Annotated in this window: 13 protein-coding genes; 3 read left to right on the forward strand and 10 right to left on the reverse strand. The window is 37.7% G+C overall.

Annotated features, from left to right (window positions below; translation table 11 throughout):
* Window positions 1-149: 149 nt before the first annotated feature.
* Window positions 150-2285 carry a hypothetical protein gene (locus VUJ46_RS05445; protein WP_326983988.1) on the forward strand — a complete coding sequence of 712 codons (2136 nt, stop codon included), beginning with the start codon at window positions 150-152 and terminating at the stop codon, window positions 2283-2285.
* A gap of 263 nt (window positions 2286-2548) precedes the next feature.
* Here the strand turns inward: VUJ46_RS05445 and VUJ46_RS05450 are convergent, their stop codons facing one another.
* From VUJ46_RS05450 to VUJ46_RS05470, 5 genes are read right to left on the reverse strand one after another with little or no spacing between them, the layout of a single operon-like run.
* Window positions 2549-7378: a beta strand repeat-containing protein gene (locus VUJ46_RS05450; protein ID WP_326983989.1), complete on the reverse strand. Its 4830-nt coding sequence runs from the start codon at window positions 7376-7378 to the stop codon at window positions 2549-2551.
* Window position 7379: 1 nt separating this feature from the next.
* Window positions 7380-7781 (reverse strand): T9SS type A sorting domain-containing protein, encoded by a 402-nt coding sequence (locus VUJ46_RS05455; protein WP_326983990.1) that lies wholly within the window; start codon window positions 7779-7781, stop codon window positions 7380-7382.
* Window positions 7782-7787: 6 nt separating this feature from the next.
* Window positions 7788-8189, reverse strand: coding sequence for a hypothetical protein (locus tag VUJ46_RS05460; RefSeq protein WP_326983991.1), 402 nt, complete (start codon window positions 8187-8189; stop codon window positions 7788-7790).
* A gap of 11 nt (window positions 8190-8200) precedes the next feature.
* Window positions 8201-8809 (reverse strand): outer membrane beta-barrel protein, encoded by a 609-nt coding sequence (locus VUJ46_RS05465; RefSeq protein WP_326983992.1) that lies wholly within the window; start codon window positions 8807-8809, stop codon window positions 8201-8203.
* A gap of 2 nt (window positions 8810-8811) precedes the next feature.
* Window positions 8812-9501 carry a hypothetical protein gene (locus tag VUJ46_RS05470; protein WP_326983993.1) on the reverse strand — a complete coding sequence of 230 codons (690 nt, stop codon included), beginning with the start codon at window positions 9499-9501 and terminating at the stop codon, window positions 8812-8814.
* Between the two features lie 1305 nt (window positions 9502-10806).
* Here VUJ46_RS05470 and VUJ46_RS05475 point away from each other — a divergent pair.
* Complete coding sequence (locus VUJ46_RS05475) at window positions 10807-11850, forward strand: GntR family transcriptional regulator (protein ID WP_326983994.1); 1044 nt, start codon at window positions 10807-10809, stop codon at window positions 11848-11850.
* A 174-nt stretch (window positions 11851-12024) separates the two neighbouring features.
* Window positions 12025-12468: a nuclear transport factor 2 family protein gene (locus tag VUJ46_RS05480; protein ID WP_326983995.1), complete on the forward strand. Its 444-nt coding sequence runs from the start codon at window positions 12025-12027 to the stop codon at window positions 12466-12468.
* Between the two features lie 393 nt (window positions 12469-12861).
* On the opposite strand, the gene VUJ46_RS05485 is transcribed toward VUJ46_RS05480, so the two are convergent.
* The 5 genes from VUJ46_RS05485 to VUJ46_RS05505 form a co-directional block, all read right to left on the reverse strand.
* Complete coding sequence (locus tag VUJ46_RS05485) at window positions 12862-14013, reverse strand: alpha-hydroxy acid oxidase (protein WP_326983996.1); 1152 nt, start codon at window positions 14011-14013, stop codon at window positions 12862-12864.
* 88 nt (window positions 14014-14101) lie between these two features.
* The gene (locus tag VUJ46_RS05490) at window positions 14102-15487 is read right to left on the reverse strand and encodes an FGGY-family carbohydrate kinase (RefSeq protein ID WP_326983997.1); all 1386 of its coding nucleotides are present in this window, start codon (window positions 15485-15487) and stop codon (window positions 14102-14104) included.
* A gap of 488 nt (window positions 15488-15975) precedes the next feature.
* Window positions 15976-17256, reverse strand: coding sequence for a sugar isomerase (locus VUJ46_RS05495; protein WP_326983998.1), 1281 nt, complete (start codon window positions 17254-17256; stop codon window positions 15976-15978).
* A gap of 195 nt (window positions 17257-17451) precedes the next feature.
* A complete protein-coding gene (locus VUJ46_RS05500; RefSeq protein ID WP_326983999.1) occupies window positions 17452-19554 on the reverse strand; it encodes a bifunctional aldolase/short-chain dehydrogenase in 2103 nt (700 codons plus the stop codon).
* Window positions 19555-19818: 264 nt separating this feature from the next.
* Window positions 19819-21894 (reverse strand): RagB/SusD family nutrient uptake outer membrane protein, encoded by a 2076-nt coding sequence (locus tag VUJ46_RS05505; protein ID WP_326984000.1) that lies wholly within the window; start codon window positions 21892-21894, stop codon window positions 19819-19821.
* Between the last annotated feature and the right edge of the window lie 12 nt (window positions 21895-21906).

Genomic DNA, 21906 nt, shown 5'->3' on the forward strand with positions numbered 1-21906 from the left:
GGCAATAAAATTTAAACAGCCTCTAAGAACATCAAAAGTTTGTAAAATGTAAAAATATAACAGTAAAATTTTGTAGTCCTTTGATGAGCTACAAAAGCTGAGCGGATCTTTTGCCTCTTTTGTGGTTAAAAAAAATAAAATAATTAAAAATGAAGAAAACAATCATATATCTGAGTATCTTCTGCATTGGGTTTTCATCCTTGCATGCTCAGAAAATCGACCGTAAAAAAGTCGTCCAGCGACACAATGTGGTGAATACGAAAGCAGATACTTTGTCGACTTTGACTGTGGGTAACGGAAAATTTGCGTATACCGTAGATATTACCGGAATGCAGTCTTTCCCCGAGTATTATAAAAACGGAGTTTCACTCGGAACTCAGTCTGAATGGGGCTGGAACAGCTTTCCGAATACCGAAAATTATACATTTGAAGAAACATTAAAACCTTACGATTTTAATAACGATGGAAGAAAAGCTTTGTATAGTGTTCAGATCAAAGAACCGGAACGCAATAGAAAAGCGGTCGATTATTATCGTGTGAACCAACATCGTCTGCAATTGGGAAATGTTGGGATTGAATTAATTAAAAAGAACGGTCAAAAAGCGCAGGTTTCTGATTTACAGAACGTCAATCAGAAAATTGATTTGTGGACGGGCATTATTACGAGCGAGTTTACTTTGGAAGGAATTCCGGTAAAAGTTTGGACAGCCTCTTTCCAGAATTCAGATAAAATAGGTGTTAAAATTGAGTCGGGTCTAGTTACTCAAAAAAGAATAAAAGTTTTTGCAAAATATCCTTATCCGAGCGGGCAATTTCTGGATGAAGCAGCCTTTTACGGAAATGCAGATAAGCACTCAACAAAAATCATTTCTTCGAGCTCAACTCAGGGATTGATTGAACATAAACTACAAACCGCTGATTATTTTACACAACTCTACTTTACAGATGGAAAATTGAGTGAAGCGGGAAAACATTATTTCGTTTATGAGCCTTCATCTAAAAATAAAACGGTGGAATTAAGCGTTGAATTTTTAGCAAAAAATCAAAAAACGTCGAAAAGTTTATTTGCTGATGCTGAAAAAGAGAGTTCTTCAGGCTGGAAAAATTTCTGGGAAAGCGGTGCAGCAGTAGATTTTGAAGGAAGTACAGATCCCAGGGCGAATGAACTAGAACGAAGAGTTGTTTTGTCTGAGTATTTAACGAAAGTTCAGTGTGGAGGAAGTAATCCCCCACAGGAAACGGGTTTAACATTCAACAGCTGGTATGGAAAACCACATACGGAAATGCACTGGTGGCACGGGGTTCACTATGCGTTGTGGGGAAGACCTGAGATTTTGGAAAAGCAACTAGACTATTATTTCAGATCATTTGAAAAAGCAAAAAAACTTGCCGAAAGACAAGGTTATAAAGGCGTTCGCTGGATTAAAATGTCGGATAACGAAGGCAATGAAAGTCCGTCTTCTGTTGCTGCCTTCCTGATTTGGGAGCAGCCGCATCTCATTTATATGACCGAACTTTTATACCGTCATAATAAAGATAAAAAAGTACTGGAAAAGTATAAAAAACTGGTGTTTGAAACCGCAGAATTCATGGCAGATTTTGCCACGTATGACAAAGAAAAAAAACGTTATAACTTGGGTAAAGGGGTTATTCCCGCACAGGAAGTTTTTCCAGCCAAAGATACTTTTAACCCTACTTATGAAGTCGCGTATTGGGACTGGGCGTTGAAAGTGGCCCAGCAATGGAAAGAAAGATTGGGAGAATCGAGAGACAAAAAATGGGATGATGTGATTAATAAATTAGCCCCTCTTCCGGTTCAGGACGGTGTTTATTTATCGACCGAATCTGCAAAAGATTCTTTCACCTTTCCAAAATGGATGACTGACCATCCTGCTGTTTTGGGAGCGTTAGGAATGGTTCCGGAATCTCCGAAATTGGATAAGAAAATCATGAAAAATACCTTAGATGTAGTTTGGGAGAGATGGAACTGGGGTCATACGTGGGGCTGGGATTTCCCGATGACCGCAATGAATGCTGCTAGATTGGGACTTCCAAACAAAGCTTTAGATGCTTTATTCATGGATATTCAGACCAATACCTATCTGAAAAACGGGCATAATTTCCAAGATGGGCGCTTAAGAATTTATCTTCCCGGAAACGGCGGCGTTTTAACCACCGTTGCAATGATGCTGGAAGGTTGGGATAGCTCTACAGGACAATTCCCGGGATTTCCGAAAGATGGAACCTGGAAAATAAAGGCCGAAGGTTTCAAAAAAATGCCTTAAAAAATTTCACATTCATATAGTCAGAGTCTGTTCCGAAAGGGGCAGGCTTTTTTTTGGTTCATGCACTATTTATGTCTTTTCTGAAATAAATTGACATTGAAGCCAGTGGGCCAATCAAAAATATACCATCAATCTCACCGGATGGAAGAATGTTCATTAAAGATAAAAAGGTAAACAAAATAGCGACCAGCGGGGCTGGCCGCTATAGCGGGAAGAACACAGACCATTAAGATCCTGTTTAACAATTCATTAAACGTATCAACCTACATCAGCCTAGCTTTTACCTGATCAACTACAATTTTGAAATATTCCGAAAAGACTTCCTTTTCCTGAGCGGTCAGTTGGTTACTAAACTGTTTATCGAAAAAAATTCCTCCAAAGTAATTGTTAATTTCATTTTCAATATACAGTTCTTTATTTTTGAGCAAATTAAAATTTTTAATTCTAAGACTTTCGGTAACACTTTTAACTATTCGATCCAGATGCTCATTCATCAACGTATTTTTAGATATAATATTGAGAATTTGACTGTTACTATTATCGACAGGAATTGGCTCTGCCAAAGATATTTCTGATTTTTTTCCCAGGAACTTTTCTATCTGAGTAATTCTGGACTCTAATAAGTCTATCTCGGTCTGTTGTTTTTTAATAAAGTCCGTGACATTATTCGTGTTGATTCCCACAGCAACGTTGATTAGTTTTGATGCGTTACTTTCTTCCCAGGCAATTCCGATAATACTTTTATAATCATCGATTTTCATAAGATCTGCCGATTTTGCTATGGCATATCCGTCGTTGTTTCCCGACGGAACAATATAGTCTCCTATCTTTGCTTTATTCAAAACAAATACAGGAACCTGCCCCATAAAAGCGACAGGTTTAAATCTGTGTTTCGCTCCATGTTCCGGCAATTTTCCTACTACGGCAGGATTTTTTGAGACGACCATTACTTTATCACTATTTTCTGTATTGAAGGAAATTTTACCTCCCGTTACCCCCACGATGGTTGAAGGAAGTATTTTATCTTTGTCATCAAGGTTTTCCAGTTCCAGATATTCTGCGTAGTCGCCTGCATGTGAAGAATAGGTCACGCCCCAGTTATCCAGCATATCCTGAGCCTGTTTCTGTGCCTTTACCAATTCATCTCCGTTACGAACAATATTTTCTGCCATTGACGCAATTTCGTCTCCATGTGTTATGATCGCCCGTGCGAGTTCAACATCCTCTTCAGTAAGTCCCTGCACAAGAGCCGTTGCAATAACAGTTCCTGGTGTTGGTACTGTAGTCTGACCTCCTGCTCCCGCCACCTGTTTGGCTTTGGCCGCCTTCATTTTTTCTGTTATATCTTTAAAATTCATTTTAATACCACGTATTGTTGTTAAATACGCAATGTCTTTTGCGAGCCATCCAATATACTCAAGCTGGTGCTGGTATCCTGCTGAATTCTTTACCTCAGCCTCTGTCTGCCCTTCAATTCTGCCGACCATTCTGCCTGTATTATCCCAGAAAGAAATAAAATTATTTCCCGAGGTTGCAAAAGAAGAACCTTCAGGATGAATACCATTATTGCTTTGAGCATGCTTATTTACCTTTATAGCAATCCCCTGATCTACAGCGTTTATCCTTAGTGTGTAGGAATCAAACAGATGGTCGGGACCGAATCCTTTATTATTTAATTGTTGTCTCTGATACGGGTTATTATAATATGTAAAAGTGTCTACCGATAATGGAGTGAGGGTATTTACGGTTGCATTTTGCGCAAAAACCTGTCCTAATACCGACAGATTTCCTTTAACTATTGCTCCGCCATCAACCTTTAATGCTGAATTGGTAAAATCACCGTAGGGCTGGTTTAAAGTAGACATAACGTGAAGCCTTTTACCCACGATGGCACCGCCTTCAACTTTTAGAGCCTTATCATTGTCATTATCCCCCAGACTTTTAATCTCTACCCCTTTATTAAACGTAGCATTATCATTGAAGGTGCTTAATTTATTGGTATAAAGATTACCATTTAAATTAGTGTTCTTGCTGACGGTCAGGTCCTCTCCCACATTGATGTTCTCACTGACTCCTAAACCTCCCGCAACGGTAAGTGCTCCCGTGGACGGATTCGTCGAGTGGGTAGCATTGGTAATATGGGTAATTCCGCTCAGTGTTGATGTTGTGGTGACGTTCAGGCTATTGGTGGTGGTATTGGCTGCGACAGATAGATTTTTTCCCACATTGGTATTTTGTAAAGCATTTACATTTCCATTGGCCGTAATATGCTGCACCGCAGTGATATTTTTCCCGGAATAGATGCTTTTTTCCACGCCTAATCCTCCCTCAGCTACAATCAGTGCGCCCGAATTCTGATCGACCGCCTCAGCAGTTCCGTTGATCTTTAGCAGATTGTTAAGGCTTAAGCTATTGGCTGTAAGAGTTCCTGTAATACTGGCATTCTTGGCTACATTCAGATTTTCTCCCACATTCAGATTCTGTCCTGTATTAATATTTTCTTTTACCCCTAATCCGCCGGCCACAAGTAATGCTCCTGTCAATGGATCAGTGGAATGTGTTGCATTGGTAATATGTGTGATTCCGCCCAGAGTTGAAGTTGTATTGACATTCAGGCTATTGGTCGTGGTGCCCGCTGCAACCGACAGATTCTGTCCGACAATCGCATTCTGTAATGCATTTATATTTCCATTGGCCGTAATATGCTGAACTGCGGTGATGTTTTTGCCGGAATAGATATTTTTCTCCACTCCCAATCCTCCCTCGGTTACAATCAGTGCGCCCGAATTCTGGTCTACGGCATCGGCATCTCCATTAACCTGTATGGTATGATTAACCGCTAAATGATTAGTGGTAAGCACTCCCGTAACATTAACATTCTGTGCGACATTAAGATTTTCACCAATTCCCACACCGCCCTGCACCACAAATGCTCCCGTGGACGGATTGGTTGAATGTGTAGCATTGGTAATATTTGTGATTCCACCCAGAGTTGAAGTTGTATTGACATTCAGGCTATTGGTCGTGGTGCCCGCTGCAACCGACAGATTCTGTCCGACACTCGCATTTTGTAATGCATTTATATTTCCATTGGCCGTAATATGCTGAACTGCGGTGATATTTTTACCGGAATAGATATTTTTCTCGACTCCCAATCCTCCTTCTGTTACAATCAGCGCGCCCGAATTCTGGTCTACGGCATCGGCATCTCCATTTACCTGTATTGTATTGTTCGCCGCCAAGTGACTGGTGGTAAGAACTCCCGTAACATTAACATTCTGTGCGACATTAAGATTTTCACCAATTCCCACACCGCCCTGCACCACGAATGCTCCCGTGGACGGATTGGTTGAATGTGTAGCATTTGTAATATTTGTGATTCCGCCTAAGGTTGATGTCGTATTGACATTCAGGCTATTGGTGGTGGTGCCCGCTGCAACCGAAAGATTCTGTCCGACATTCGCATTTTGTAATGCATTTATATTTCCATTGGCCGTAATATGCTGCACTGCGGTGATATTTTTACCGGAATAAATGCTTTTCTCGACTCCTAATCCTCCCTCGGCTACAATCAGCGCGCCCGAATTCTGGTCTACGGCCTCGGCATCTCCATTTACCTGGAGGGTGTTGTTAACTGCTAACTGACTGGCAGTAAGAGCTCCCTTAACCGTTGCATTCTGTGCGATATTAAGATTTTCACCAATTCCGACACCGCCCTGCACCACAAATGCTCCCTGGGTGGGATCAGAAGAGAACGTATTATTTACTATTTTAGTAACACCCTGTATATTCGTGTTTCCCGCAACATTCAGCGTGTTGAGATTGGAAATATGGGCCACATCAAGATTATTATCTGAACTTATATTTGAATTTGCTCTGATACTTCCTCCCGATATAATATCTTTTTCAACGCCAAGTCCTCCATTTTCGACAATCAAAGCGCCATGATCTTTATTTGTCGCATTTTCAGCACCATTAACCTTTATATTCTGTCCAATTTCCAGATTTTGGTTCGCTGTAACGTTTCCTGCGATGCGTGTATGAGCTCCGACATTTAAATTTTTTGCTACCGATGCCCCACCTGCCGTAATTAAAGAGCCTTCATTTAAAACATTCGATTCAGTAAGATCATTAACCTTCAACTGTTTATCAAACTCTGCTTTATCCAGAAACTGAGAAATCCCATTAACCTGAAGATTTCCTGACAGATTGGTTTTCTGAGCTACCACCAGATTCTCACCAACATGCAGATTTTTCTTTATACCGATTCCTCCTTTCACAATAAATGCCCCTGTATCAGGACTGGTAGACTGCGTTGTTGACGATATGACACCCGTCTGGCTGACCAGATTATTAACTGTTGCATTCCCTGCCGTAAGATTTTCAGTAACAAGATTGGAAACATTAACTGTATTGGTATTACTCATATTGATATCTCCAAAAAAATTAATCTTGCCCTCGGGAGTAATCGTAATACGGGTCTTATTATTGGTTTTAAAATGTAGCGGTGATGAATCTGAAGTTCCTAAAAATCCATTGCGCATTCCGATATATTTATTGCCGTAAACAGACCATGTGTTTCCTTTAGATGCTAATGTAGAATTGCTGTCGTCCCTTGGGTCGGGATCATTACTCCCGGAACTTTGACCGACATTGCTGTTCCCCCGGACAGATCCTGCCGTAAGAGCATGGAAGGCATACGGTACCGCATATAAATCCGTAGACTGCAGCTCAATATAATCTCCCGATGATTTACCACTGCCATTTAAAATTTTATACTTTATTTTTAAACTAATTTCCTGATTACTGAAGGGAACCTCATTAAAACTTCCTACAATAGAAGCTCCTTTACCAACCTGTATAAAAACAAACCCTTCATCATTCGTGTTAATCTGCTGATATTCTGAGTACCACACTTTATCTTTAGTCAATAATTCTACCTCAACCTTTAAATTTTCATTTTTAACGGGCTTACGTGTGTTATCGAATATCTGAGACCGGAAAATCATACTGCTGTAGGGTTTCTCCTGTGCTTTTAGCTGGTAAGTGCCAAACATTAAAAGAAACAGCGGAATGTATTTGTGTTTTTTCATTTTACTTTTTTATTATTTTAAACGATTTTTTAGAGGCTTCATCTGTAATCACCAGTAGATAGGCTCCTGAAAGAACACTACCCATATTGATTATGAAGCTTGAATTTTTTTCATCTTTCGCAGAAATTAATTTTCCGGACATATCAAATAGAGTGTAGGAGATTTTTTCACCTTTTGCTCCTGATATTTTTACATTTAACAGATCATCAACCGGATTAGGATATAATACGGCATCCAATTCATTTTTCACTCTACTCACCGGATATAACGCATACGTATTGATATCCAGATTTTTAGAATCACCCAATTCTTCCTGTATTGTATAGGTACTGGTTTGTGCTTTGGTAAAATCCACGGATAACCAACAAATCAAGAGAAGAAAGGATAAAGGATATACTTTCATGACTGCTTATTTTTTTGCAATTGAACTACAGCTTACAGAATAACCATTATTACTCGTATCGTAGGTGAATACGATTTTGTTTCTCTCGTTATTTATCGTTCCTTCGCCAACGATATGCAGATTATCTGAGTACGTATCTATTTTTATTTTGTCCGGATTATTATCATCTACTCTGGCGACAATGGCGGCACCATATCCTCCGAAGTTCTCCAGATACAACTCCTTGTTATTCTCATTTTTTTCCCTGATAACCATTGTATATACTGTATTTGAAGGACCACAGGAATCTTCGGTGATATATTCGCCTAAAAACTTTAATAAGATGGAGTCTTCATCTCTGTTACAGCCCGTACTGATAGCTAAGATCAGCAGCAAAAGCAGAATTCTGATTTTTCTTAAATCATTCATATTTTTAATATTTATATTTTTCTAATAACCCCTATGCCTACAGAGAAAGCGATATTTCTCCTTTTCTCATAATAATATTCCTGATAGATATTGGACAACCCAAACTGAAATCTCGGAATAAAGCTGATGTGATAGTTATCGCTTAATTTAAAAACCACATTCACTCCCGATTCTAATCCGACATCTGTCTTTTTATCCTCTCCTGAGGTGGAAAAGTAATTGTCTTTTATTGTTTTACTATCGCTTAAGGGAATGCCGATATATCCTCCTCCATAAGAAATTATCTGCATGTATCTGTTTTGATACAGCTCCACACCTATCCGAAGCGGCACCTGAATATAGATCGAGGCATAATCCGTATTTTCAGTTACAAACCCTCTTCTGCTGTATCCGATACCAGATCCTACCGAAATAATCTGATTAATATTGTAGTTATAATTAATCTGAAAAGAAGGCGCTCCCTTATACAGCAGGTTTTGCTTCTGAAGACCCTGAAATTTTATATAACCGTGATTTACCCTGTCATAATAAGCATTCAAACTTATCTCATGCCGGTTATTTTGTGCCCATACCATTGACGAAATAAGGCAAGGCAGTATACCTTTTAATAGAAAATGCATATTTATTTTTTTAATTTGTTCAACGTAGATTTTACAGACTTCAGATCCTTTTCCAGCCGGATAATCATCTCTTCCATCGTTACTATTTTATTATTCAGAAGCTGATTGATCCTCATATTCAACAGCAAAAGCTCACTTTGGTCGATATGCTGCAAATCTTTTACTTTTTTGCCCCTTACAAAATAGGAGGCAGACTTGGGAATGTCATTTTTAATAGAAAAGGTAAAATCGTTGGGAATCTCTTCTATTTTTGACTCTAATTTTACTCCATCCTTATTTTCGAGCATTATATAATCTCCAACAGCCAGATGATGTTTTTTACGCATGGTAAGCTCCAATAGATTACGATTACGGTTGTACACGATCTTTTCCGAGTTCGAGTAGATATCTGGGATAAAGGCAGACCTGTAACTAACCAGTGCAGGATGATAAGCCGCCAGATTTTCAATCGGGAAATAATAATGCTCCTTACTGGCATAAGACATATCTTTTTCGGTATACACAACTTCGTAAAACGGAATGGTGCTAAATCTTTGTAAAAGAACACTGTCCGAAACACGATCTGTTTGCGCTTTTCGTTCTAAGAGCCTTTTATCCATAGGAAAGTAGGGAGACTCTTTTTCAATGGTGTGTTGAGAAAAGAACATGTTTGTTCCGATCCCTAAGTATACAATAATTTTGAAATAATTCATCAATTTATGGTTTTAAGAATTAGTTGAAACGGGTAAAAGATTTTAGACAGCTCTCAGCATTAACTAAATGATCATACTTTCATTTAAAATAAAACTATCGGTGATATTATACATTAACCGTATTTTTTTCTGAAGGTTACTATCTGTCATTAAATTATTTGCATGATGCAAATATGATTTAAGAATACGTGTGGTCATCATGTGTTTTTTTTATTAAAATAGTAGAATTATTAAAAGACAATTTGAAGATACAGCTACTTTCAGGGCTAATGTATGAAATTAGAATCAAACAAATTAGATACAAAATTTTATATATGAAAAATGTATAATGAAATAAGATTTTAATTGAAAATGAATAGAAATTAAAGAGCGTACTCATAAAAAAGAACAATTAACAGAAAATTATTTCCTTTATTTTTTAGAAATTCTGTTAGTATAATGCCATTTTAATTTTAAATCTTCTCTATAATCACTAAAACAGATCCTGAATCCAAATTAATAAAGATCCTTCGGAGCTGATCCGGGGCTTTATAAATATAACTAAAAGAGTCTGTTCAGGTTTATTGGAAAAATACAAAAATATTCAAATGCGCAAAGAAGAATCAACCAATTGATTTGATAAAGCGTATTTAAAGATTCGCGGAGGAATTCAAGAGCCTTTGCCTTCAAAAAATCAGTAGAAAATAAATAAAATCTTTGCGTTAAAAAAACATTGAATTTTTACAATCTAAGAGCCTGTTTAAAATTTTACCGTTTTATTTATTGTCCTTAATGAAGTTGATCTTTGCTCCATTTTGATGCTCTTTTGAGCGTATTTCTCACTTCCTATTTTTGATTTAGCCCGCTAAATCTGCAAACACGAAGCAAAAAATCCATCTCAAAATACCTATAAAAATTTTTGGCAATAAAATTTAAACAGCCTCTAACAGGTTATAAGCCAAAATATTTTTTAATTATAATTTAAACACACTCTTATTATCAAAACAACTACCCTTTCATGTTTACCATGAACAAAAGCAAAATGCCGACAAAACCCTGTCTTATTGCTGTAAAATATAATCTGTTTTTAACCTAAAATAGCAATTTTTTAACCTTCGCTTCACATTTTGGTAATTTTTAACCTATCAAAATCAATACTGCTATGCAGCTTAATAAATTAAAAATCAAAACTTTATATTTATTTTTAAAATTAAACATGACGAATATCAGTTATTGTAAATTTTTGTACCTTACCTGTGTCGGTAATCAATTGTTAACGCATGATTGCAGATTAATTCAATAAACCATACCCTGTACCGAAAAGCCATGGCAGAAACATTTGAAATTAACATCAATGAACATTCCAGAGTTCCGAAATATAAGCAGATTGTAGATTCTATTCTCAACGGAATTGATGGAGGAGAAATTCAGATCGGGGAAAAAATTCCTTCGATTAACGAGCTGAGCGAATCCTGTTTTCTATCGCGGGATACCGTGGAAAAAGCTTATAAAGAGCTTAGAAAAAGGCAGATTATTGAGTCTGTAAAGGGAAAAGGCTATTATATTTCGCGTATCAATAAGAATGACAGTATTAATATTTTCTTTCTTATTAATAAGCCGAGCACCTACAAGATGATGATCTATAATTATTTTGTTAATGCAATAGGTTCCAAAGGTAATGTGGAGATGTATATTTACCATTGTGACGAAACGCTTTTCATCAATTCATTAAAGAAAAACCTGGGCGGATTTGATTATTATGTGATTATGCCGCACTTTCGTGACGAACAGTCTAAGCACACAAGCTCAACTCAGGAAGTGATCGATATGATTGAGAAAATTCCGAAGAATAAATTACTGATGCTCGATAATACCAAACCTAATATTTCAGGGGAATATGGCTCTATTTTTCAGGATTTTGAGCATGATATCTATGAAGCGCTGGAGGAAGGTTTAGATCAAATAAGAAAATATGAGAAGATCATTTTGGTTTATCCCGACAAAGATATACATCCCTACCCTTTTCGTATTGCAAGAGGATTTGAGAAATTCTGTAAAGACTTTAAACTCGATTATGAAATTCTCGACGAAATTTATCCCGATATGGAACTGCAAAAGGATATTTTCATTACCATTCGTGAGCGTGATCTGGTAAATTTGGTAAAGCAAGTAAGACAAAATAACATGAAATTAGGCGAAGACATCGGCATTATCTCTTATAATGAAACACCTTTGAAAGAATTGCTTGGCATTACCGTTATTACCACCGATTTCAAAGCGATGGGCGAATCTGCAGCCTATATGATTCTTAAAAATAAAAAAGAACAGGTGAATAATGTTTTTAAATTTATTCAGAGGGATTCTTTATAATGGTTTAAGGTTTAAGGTTTAAGGTTTAAGGTTTAAGGTTTAAGGTTTAAGGTTTAAAAGTTAGTTTTTCACATCTAAAGACTACTCAACTGAGAGAATAATTTTGAAAAGCTTCACAACATAGCGCAATCGATTACATTTAGATTTCAAATAAGAATATGATATAATTTAATTATGATTAAAAGAATAATTTTTGCCATAAGTTTTATGATGGCAGTGACTGTTTCAGCACAGAAAATGAATGATCAGGAGGCGGTGACGGCTGCTGCAGAGAAGCTAAGATTAGCGATGGTAAGCGGAGAAAAATCAGCTTTGGAAGCGTTGATCTTACCAGAACTCACTTACGGACATTCAGGTGGACATATTGATGATGCTACTGAATTTGTAGAGAAATTAGTCAGTAAAAAATCTGATTTTGTGACCATTGACATCACCAATCAAAAAATTGATGTTGTCGGAAACACTGCAATTGTACGTCATCACTTATACGCAACTACTGCTGACGCAGGAAAAGCGCCGGGCGATGTGACCTTAGATATTCTATTGGTTTGGACGAAAGTGAAAAAAGACTGGAAATTACTGGCAAGACAGGCGGTAAAGTCTGAGAAGAAGAAATGATTGACCTAGAATATAATAGATAAAATTCGCGGAGTATCCTTTGCGAATTTTTTGTTTTGAAACCCGTTATGTTTTGACGCAAAGTTTTTTATTTATCATGTTGAATATTTTAAGTGAGCAAAGAATTGAATCAATAAACTGATTCTCATTAAGCTCGCTTCTTCAGCGGCTTTGTCGCAATTTTTGCTCCTTTAAATAATGCTTTTTAATATTAAGTCTTTGCGTTTAAAATTTATTTTATGTTTTGGCTAAAGCCAATGGATAATATTCCTAATGAAAAAACGGGCTAAAACCCGTTCCTATTGATCAATTGATTCTATAATATTATTTTCGAAATTGTTTTAATACCCTTCCTCCAACCTCAAACTTCCAGCTTCCGTCATCAAGTTAAAACTACTTTACCCTAAAATTCTGCAATGCCTCCGGTTTTTCACAGCAAACCTGCTCCATCACCTGTCTGAACTGCATTTTAAGCATTTCAATAATATGATCTCCGCCTTTATCGCCTAAAGCTCCGACAGCATACATAAAAGTACGTCCCATAAAGGTAAATTCAGCACCACAGCTTAAGGCACGGGCAACATCCGGACCGGTTCTTACCCCGCTGTCCATCATGATTTTAATTTGACCTTTATATTTTTCGCTGATTTCTTTTACCACAGCGATCGTAGATTCACCCGCATCCAGCTGCCTTCCGCCGTGGTTGGAAATAATCATTCCGTCGAAACCTAAACGTACTGCTTCTTCTGCATCTTCGTCCGAAGCTACGCCTTTAATGACTAATTTTCCTTTCCATTTATCACGAATGGCTTTAATTCTGTCTGAATTTAGCCTTCCTGAAAACGTTGAATTCATGAACTGTCCCAGCTGTTTCACATTCATGTTTTTATCCATGTATTTTTCCATCGTTTTAAAACTTGGAACGCCATGTTTTAATATTTCAAGACACCATTCAGGTTTTGCCAACGCTTGAGAAACATTTCGGAAATTCAACTGAGGAGGCATTGCCAGACCGTTTCGTATTTCTTTGGCTCTGTACCCAAAAGTCGGAACATCCGATAAAACACACAAAACGTCGTAACCGGAAGCTTCACAACGCTCGAGAATATCATCTCTCAACCATTCTTCTCTCGGATGATACAGTTGATACCATGCTTTTCCTTCCGTTAATTCAGCAATTCTTTCAATACTGCTCGTCGTAACGGTACTTAAAATAAATGGAATATTATGTTTAAATGCCGCTTTTGCCAGAATTTCAGGTGCATTCGGCCACATTAAACCTTGTAGGCCAACGGGAGAAATTCCGAAAGGTGCAGAATATTTTACACCAAATAATTCGGTTTCCATGTTGGCTTCGGCATAATTGTTATTCAAATAACGCGGACGAAGTAAAACATCTCTTAATTCATTGGTATTTCGGTCTCTGTTAATATTTTCATTACAACCTCCATCCAGATATTCGAAAGCAAAACGGGGCATTCTCTTTTTTGCTCTTTCGATAAGAAGTTCTAGCGAGGCGTAGCGGGTATCAAACGGAAATGACATAATTTGTTTATCGTTGTGGGTTGATAGTTGTTGGTTTTAATATTTTGCTGTCTGTCAACTGACAACAATCAACCAACAACCTAAAATATTATAAATTAAAAATTAAAGGTTGTAGCAAATTCATCTGATAATGCTGCTGCAAAAATGTTTCATCAATTTCTTTATTGGAAATCACCATCGACGCTCCCAATGCAGACCCTAATGGCGAATGGGTAGACATCACGCTGTAATCCTGAAAATGGTGAGACATCAGCTTCATAAATACATCATTATCTGTGAATCCTCCATCAATATAAATGGTATTAATTTCCGAATTTCCGATTGCATTTTTTATGGTATGAATCTGTAAATCCATCAATTCAATCATTAACTGATGATAAGCTTCCTCAAATGTAGCAAAAGAATTTAAATCTGTTTCGCTGATCATTTTTCTTTTTAATGAAATTCCTTCAAAACGGAAATAGACCGCCTGATGCTTCATCAAATGTAAGTACAGATCCTGATCAAACTGTACTTCCCGGTGATAGCCGTACTCTTTTCCGTAATGAGCACACAGTTTTTCCACCTGAATTTTATACTCATTACCCATGAAAAAACGGGACGCTTTTACACGTTTTCCGTCGATTCGCATATAATTAAGGCAATTATTTTCAATGTCTTCATCCGTTAAGCTTTCATCATTAAATGGATTTAAAGAAATACTCCAGGTTCCTGTTGAAAGTAATAAAAACGGTTCTTTTTTGCTTAAAATATAAGGCAATAGCGCTGATGAAGAATCATGAATTCCAACCCCGATTTTAATTTTTTTATTTCTGTACGAAGTGTTGATACTTGCTGAAGTCGGCACAATCGGAGGTAATAAAACATCGATTCCCTCTTCATATACCCAGTTGTGATAATCATTTTTATCGTAGTCCCACAAATTGGTGTGGCAGCCTATCGAAGTGAATTCCGACACACAAATTCCGGTAAACAGATAGGATAAATACTGAGGTAAGTGAAGACTGTATTTAATCTTTTTAAAGGTTTCGGGATGCTTATATTTTAACCAAAATAATTGTAACCCTGAGTTCAGCATTCCGGCTTGCGGAGACGCGGTTTCACGTGCAATTTTCAGCTTACTTCCATGTTTTTCGTAGAACAGATCAAGGATATCCTGATCCATTGGTTTGGTGTAATTGTACAAAGGCGTCAAAACATTTCCTTTCTGATCCAGATGCACAAAACTCGCTCCATATGTAGAGAAATTGATGGCCTTTACTTCAAAATTTTCATCATCCAGAATGGCATTGAAATTATCTTTGATCCAGTTTTGTAAGGCTCCAAGATCTTCTGTGGGATAACCGTCTTCATCCGTCGTGAGCGGCAATTCTGTATACTCACGAACAATTTCTTTATAATTTTTATCAAATAAAAAGAATTTTTTATTGGTCTTTCCAATATCAAATACGATGGTTACCTTTTTCTTAGACATTCTTGGGATGAATTTTTTTATATTTTAAACACAAATAGCACGAATATTTTTCACTAATTGCACTCATTTTTTGTTGAGTTTCTTTAACGCAAAGTCCGAAAATATTTTTTTGGACTACTAAACGTTTTAAGTTCGCAAAGGCGTTTCACCCAGCAAAGGGATGCTTTTTTTAACACCAATAGCACTATTTTTTACTGATTCCTTTTTATTTAAACACAAATTGTACGAATATTTTTTCACTAATGACACTATTTTATAATTGTGACATTTGCGCAAATAATTTGTGATATTTGTCTTTAACAAACACCATTAAGGAGTGTTCAGTTATTAAAATTCATTAAGAAAAAATCCACTAATTTCTGAAGCAATGATGCTTAAAATCTCAATAATCTAAACACTTTCAACCTTAATGATAAAAATATAAGGATACATATAATTAAGGACTTTCGATTGCACCTGAAAGTCCAAATTATCAATTTAATACAGGTTTAAAGCCCTGTTGCTTTTACATTTAACCCTCTTTCTGAGATTAAATTTTCTCTTACTTTAAGATTTCTGTACGCCGAAATCGGGTCTAATGCCGCACCTGTCTGCAATCTCGCCGCTTTTAACAACGGACGAACATCTGTTCTGTACGCATTTTGTAAAATCTCTTGTGCACGAACGACGTCATTATTCAACTGAGCCTCTTTCAATGCTTTTTGATCTACTAAAAGAGCCTGTGCATAAGCAATTAAGATCGCTTCCAACGATTGAATTAAATCTTCCAACGGATCTTTGATATTATGACTGGCATCGATCATCCAGGCCGGATAAGGATTTTGAGGATTGTTCTCGATTCCGTAAACCAATTCGTTGAAAATTAAGAATAACGCATAAGGTTTGATTGAACCTACCGTTAAATCATCATCTCCATATTTGCTGTCGTTGAAATGGAAGCCTCCTAGTTTTCCTTTATACATCAATGTGGCAACAATTTGCTCGATGTTGGAATTCGGTAAATGGTGACCTAAATCTACCAATGTGTAGGCTCTTTCACCGCACGCATTCGCTAACATGAAAGACGTACCCCAATCCTGAATGGTTGTGGAATAGAAATTCGGTTCGTAAGGTTTATACTCGATGAATAATTTCCAGTCTTCCGGCATTCCTGCGTAGATTTCTTTTAAACTTTGCTCTGTTTTTGACAAAGCCGTCTGGAAATTCAATTGTCCCGGAAAACTCGATCCATCTGCCAACCAAACGGTTAAGCTTTTCGAACCTAATTCTTTTCCTATTCTGACCACTTCTTTATTATGTTCAACCGCGTAAGCTCTAGAATCTTCATTTACAGCATTTAAAGAACCAAACTTATAAGAATGTTTTGCATCCGCCTGATCCTGAAACGTGTTGGAATTCATGGCATCGAAAATCAGTCCATGGGAAACTGCTTTTTCTTTAATCGCCACCACATCCGTCGGAATATCCCATGGAATATGCAAAGAAATCGCTCCTGCAGAATGCGTTAAAGCGTGAATCAATCCAACATCATCTAATTTTTGCTCTAAAGAAGAAGGCTCACCTCCGTAAGAAAACCTTCCGAAACGGGTTCCTCCTGCTCCCAAAGCCCAACTTGGAATTGCTACCTGAAAATCAGCAATTTTGTTGACAATTTCAGCAACATTTGCTCCTGATCTTGTTAATTTATCTGATAAATATCCGAAGTCTGAATTGAAGTTTTCAACTTCGTTTTTATTGTTCTGTTCAATGATATCTTTTCCTATAATCATAATTTGATTTTTGATTAACCATGTCAAGGTTTTAAACCTTGACATGGTTGAATTAGTATTAAATATTTATTTTCGTTCCTTCAATTGCTTTCGAAGCTCTCGCAGCCCGACCTGAGTGGAGCTCTTTTTGTGAGGAGGTACGACGAGCAAAAAAGGGGGAACGGAGGGCGGATTAAGCTGCCCAAATAAAATAAATTATCTTGGGAAGGCATTGGCCATTCCGCCATCTACATTAATGATGTTTCCTGTACTTTTATCCAAAATCGCAACACAGGCAAAAACGCCGTTAGCAATATCCTCAGGAAGGATAATTTCGTTCAAAAGGTTTCTTTTTGCGTAAAATGCAGGTAATTCTTCCACAGAAATTCCGTTGGCTTTTGCACGGCCTTCCGCCCAGGAACCTTCCCAGATTTTGCTTCCAACGATAACACCGTCTGGATTTACCACGTTTACTCTGATTTTGTCTGCCGCCAATTCTGCTGCCAATAATCTCGTCATGTGTTGTTGCGCCGCTTTTGCAGTTCCATAGGCCACGTTGTTGGGTCCGGCAACCAATCCGTTTTTACTTGCAATGTTGACAATATCTCCACCTAAGCCTTGTTTTTTAACGATCTCAACCCCTGTTTTAACCATTAAAAACTGACCTTTAACCAAAACATCTTCCAGTAAATCCCAGTCTTTTGTCGTTGTGTCTTCCAAAGATTTTGAAATCGCCAAACCTGCAGAATGAACGATGATATCTACTCCACCAAAAGCCAAAACTGTTTCTTTGAAAGCATTGGTGATTGCTTCTTCACTCGTAACGTCGCATAGAACACCAACTGCCTGATCTTTATTATATTTAGAAGTTACCGCATCTAAAGCTTCCTGATTTAAATCTGTGAAAACCACAACCGCGCCTTCAGCAACCATTTTATCAGCAATTGCCTGTCCGATTCCGCCTCCGGCTCCGGTAACAACGGCGATTTTTCTTGACAATGGCTTTTCTTTCGGCATTCTCTGAAGTTTTGCCTCTTCCAACAACCAATATTCGATGTCAAAAGCTTCTTGTCTTGGTAATGAAGTGTATTCAGAAATAGCTTCTGCGCCACGCATTACGTTGATTGCGTTTACATAAAACTCACTTGCAACACGCGTTGTCTGTTTATCTTTTGAGAAACTGAACATTCCCACTCCCGGATAAATGATGATCACCGGGTTTGGATCACGCATGGCAGGGCTGTTTGGATGCTTGCACGTTTCGTAATATTCTTTGTATTCCTGTCTGTATTGTTCGAAAAGAGGTGTTAATTTTTCAAGAACAGCTTTAGAATCCGTTAAATCTTCATTTTTATCTAAAGTTAAAACTAAAGGCTGAATTTTTGTTCTTAAAAAGTGATCCGGGCAAGACGTTCCCAACGGAGCCAATCTTTCCAAATCATTACTATTGATATATTCCAACACAACATCGCTGTCTGTGAAATGCCCCACCATTCTGCTTTCAGAAGAAGCTAAACCTCTTAATAAAGGCATGATCTGAGCGGCTTTATTTTTACGTTCGTCAGCAGGAAGAGATTCTACTTTTTGTCCGCCAAAAACCGAACCTTTTTCTTCGATTTTTTTAGCGATATATTCAGAAGCCATTTCAATCACTTCCAAACTATTGATATAAGATTCGTACGAAGTATCTCCCCAAGTGAACAATCCGTGGCTGCCTAAAACGATTCCTCTGATTCCCGGATTATCGTTTAAACATTTTTCTAATTGCAAACCTAAATCGAAACCAGGTCTCTGCCATGGAACCCACCCCATTGTATCTCCCCAGATTTCTTTAGTAATTGCTTCGCTGTCTTTCGCTGCAGCCACTGCAATAAGAGCATCCGGATGAAGGTGATCGATATGTTTGAATGGAAGTAAACCATGAAGAGGCGTATCAATAGAAGGCGCTTTGCTGTCTAAATCGAAGATACAGTGATTGAATAAACCTACCATTCTGTCTTCGTCGGCTAAGCCTTGATAAACATTTTTAAGGTTACGAAGTCTTTCTGTGTACAAACCTGCAATCCCTTTTCTCGTAAGCGTTCCGATGTCTCCACCTGAACCTTTTACCCACATTACCTCCACTTCTTCGTTGGTAAGCGGATCTTTTTCGATGGTTTTGCAACTTGTGTTTCCGCCTCCGTAATTGGTAATTCTAAGGTCTGCCCCCAAGATGTTTGAACGGTATAAAAATAAAGCAACCTGGTCATCTCCGAAAGATGCTGCTTTTTCATCATCCCACAAATAGTCTACGTATTTGAATGTTTTTACTTTTTCCATTGTTTATCTTATATTTCTAAAATTCTAAATCAAAATTAGACTGTTATATTGTGTACAGCATCCCGTACTATACTGCTTAATGCCTGAATTAAGGATAAATTAACGTTTAAATGATTTTTATCAGAATTTATCTTTATATCAGCCTTATTTTGATTATTGGTTATTAATATTTTATGATTTAGTATTTAATTTGCATCATTACCTATTTAACAACAAAAATGTATTGCCGTTAAATAGGTAATGAATATTTTAAGCAGTACTGAACTAATATCCAGGCAGCTGCGTCAAATTCGGGTTATCCACCAAAGGATGCCCTGCAGAAGCTGCTGCAAATGGAAGTAGCTCTGTTTTATTGGGTACAAATCCGTAGAAAAGACCATCGCCGCCGCCTTCGATCCAGTTTGGATAAGTTCCGCCGTTCTCGGCCGAACCTGTAGGCTTGGTATAAATAATATTTCCTATCTGAAGCTGATTAAACCCGGCTAAAAATCCCGCCGCTTTTCTTGCATTTCCATTAAACGTACTTGTATACGCCTGGAACATATTGGTAGGATACCATTTATCATCTGCAGTTGTAGTTTGCCCGTGTGCTGTTACAATCGCTCGCAGTGCAGTTTGATAAGCAGCATAATTCGCAGAACTTGTAGGCACAGTGCTAATGGTTGCAATTTCCGTAGGATTTGTAATATCAATGTATTTCAATGCTAAATAAGGATCTCCATATATTTGCGCATTCTTTTCCAATTTATAAAGACGATAAACAGGAGTATTGGCGTAAGCTCCGGATTTATTTGATAAATTTTTCATTGCCTGTTTTGTGGCTTCAATCTCGCTTGCCAAACGATTCATTCTGATCAAATCGGTACGAAGGTTGAATTCTCCGGCAAATTCCCACTTACGCTCCTGAACGATTGCTGATTCATAAGCCTGCTGACCTGATGGAAGAGGTACACTTCCAATTCCGGCACGGTTTCTTACCTGCATTAAGGCTGCATTTCCTGCCGCAGTAGGTCCTCCGTTTAAGTAGTTTTGTGTTTCAGCATACATCAATAAAACATCTGCATATCTTAAAATCGGAATATTCAGGTTACGGGCATCGGCCGCCTGAGGCGCTACACACCATCCCATTCTGAATTTACCTGCCATAATACATGAAAAAGTAGTTCCGGCATTTACCCAGGTATCACTTGCATTACCTGAATTCAGGAAATAAACACTGTATGATGTACAAGAAACATCTCTACGCGTATCTCCCTGATTAAATGACAAATAATAACTAGGAAGCACAAATTGTAAAGCTTTTCTTGACCCATAAGTTCCGCCACGAGAACCTTCATTGGCATACACTCCAAAAGCAGAGTTGGTATTAGCTCCGTATTCCGCGATCTGCCAAAGGACTTCTGTATTGGTTACTGAGAATTTTCTTTGATCGAAATTAAACCACAATGCCTCGAAACCACTTTTACCGCTCTGAGCCTGCACCAAGGAATTTGTTCCCCCGTTGATAATCGCAGCACAGGCATTGTCCGCGATCTGATAGAGTTGCTGAACTCTTGTGTTATCGCTGCGACGAGCCATCATGGCTCCACTTCCTGTATTCAGATCCCAACGAAGAGAATATCCTGCCGCATATAAAGCTATTCTTGCTAATAAAGCATTAACCCCCTGTTTGGTTAAACGCTCTGTTGTTGCATAGCCACTCTGCGCAAAATTAGGAATTACTGTAGTCGCTTCCTGAAGATCACCGATGATCTGATCATAAATGGCATCACGTGAAGAACGTTTTGGGTACAAAGTACCTGGATCATTAGGATCCAGTTCGTCTAAAGGTTTAAAAACTGAAGGAACATCTCCGTATACACGAATTAAATTATAATAACAAAATGCACGAATGGCCTTAGCTTCAGCGATTAAAACATTTCGTTTCGCACTTTCCGGCATTTTGCTCAGTCCGCTAACCGCAATATTTGTTCTTTCGATCACCGCATACATGGCAGAATAAACACCTGTAATGGTATTAGGTGTGTAAGCATCATACTGATAGTTACAGATATTGTATTTTGAATTATTGGTAGACCCATCTTCAGAGGAATGAATCACTGTATCTCCAGCTCCCAGCTGATAATACATTTCAGTAGGAATGACTCCTCTATAGCAGCCCAAAACATACATTTCTGCGGTATCTATATTATTAAATACCGATTCTGTATCCAATGAATTGTAAGCCGGCTGATCTAAAAAATCTTCGCTACAGGAATTCATGGACGAAACAGCCAGGAAAATAGCGGGAAGTATAATTAATTTTCTTAAAAATCCGGAGGTTATATATCTATTTTTCATGATTTAAAAAGT

Source organism: Chryseobacterium sp. MYb264, from assembly GCF_035974275.1.
GTDB lineage: Bacteria > Bacteroidota > Bacteroidia > Flavobacteriales > Weeksellaceae > Chryseobacterium.

Excerpts from the sequence above, each read along its gene's own strand:
- VUJ46_RS05485 (WP_326983996.1), bottom strand. The coding sequence starts at position 14,013 with ATGTCATTTCCGTTTGATACCCGCTACGCCTCGCTAGAACTTCTTATC.
- VUJ46_RS05445 (WP_326983988.1), top strand. The coding sequence starts at position 150 with ATGAAGAAAACAATCATATATCTGAGTATCTTCTGCATTGGGTTTTCA.
- VUJ46_RS05470 (WP_326983993.1), bottom strand. The coding sequence starts at position 9,501 with ATGAATTATTTCAAAATTATTGTATACTTAGGGATCGGAACAAACATG.
- VUJ46_RS05480 (WP_326983995.1), top strand. The coding sequence starts at position 12,025 with ATGATTAAAAGAATAATTTTTGCCATAAGTTTTATGATGGCAGTGACT.
- VUJ46_RS05500 (WP_326983999.1), bottom strand. The coding sequence starts at position 19,554 with ATGGAAAAAGTAAAAACATTCAAATACGTAGACTATTTGTGGGATGAT.
- VUJ46_RS05490 (WP_326983997.1), bottom strand. The coding sequence starts at position 15,487 with ATGTCTAAGAAAAAGGTAACCATCGTATTTGATATTGGAAAGACCAAT.
- VUJ46_RS05465 (WP_326983992.1), bottom strand. The coding sequence starts at position 8,809 with ATGCATTTTCTATTAAAAGGTATACTGCCTTGCCTTATTTCGTCAATG.
- VUJ46_RS05450 (WP_326983989.1), bottom strand. The coding sequence starts at position 7,378 with ATGAAAAAACACAAATACATTCCGCTGTTTCTTTTAATGTTTGGCACT.
- VUJ46_RS05460 (WP_326983991.1), bottom strand. The coding sequence starts at position 8,189 with ATGAATGATTTAAGAAAAATCAGAATTCTGCTTTTGCTGCTGATCTTA.
- VUJ46_RS05505 (WP_326984000.1), bottom strand. The coding sequence starts at position 21,894 with ATGAAAAATAGATATATAACCTCCGGATTTTTAAGAAAATTAATTATA.
- VUJ46_RS05475 (WP_326983994.1), top strand. The coding sequence starts at position 10,807 with ATGGCAGAAACATTTGAAATTAACATCAATGAACATTCCAGAGTTCCG.
- VUJ46_RS05495 (WP_326983998.1), bottom strand. The coding sequence starts at position 17,256 with ATGATTATAGGAAAAGATATCATTGAACAGAACAATAAAAACGAAGTT.
- VUJ46_RS05455 (WP_326983990.1), bottom strand. The coding sequence starts at position 7,781 with ATGAAAGTATATCCTTTATCCTTTCTTCTCTTGATTTGTTGGTTATCC.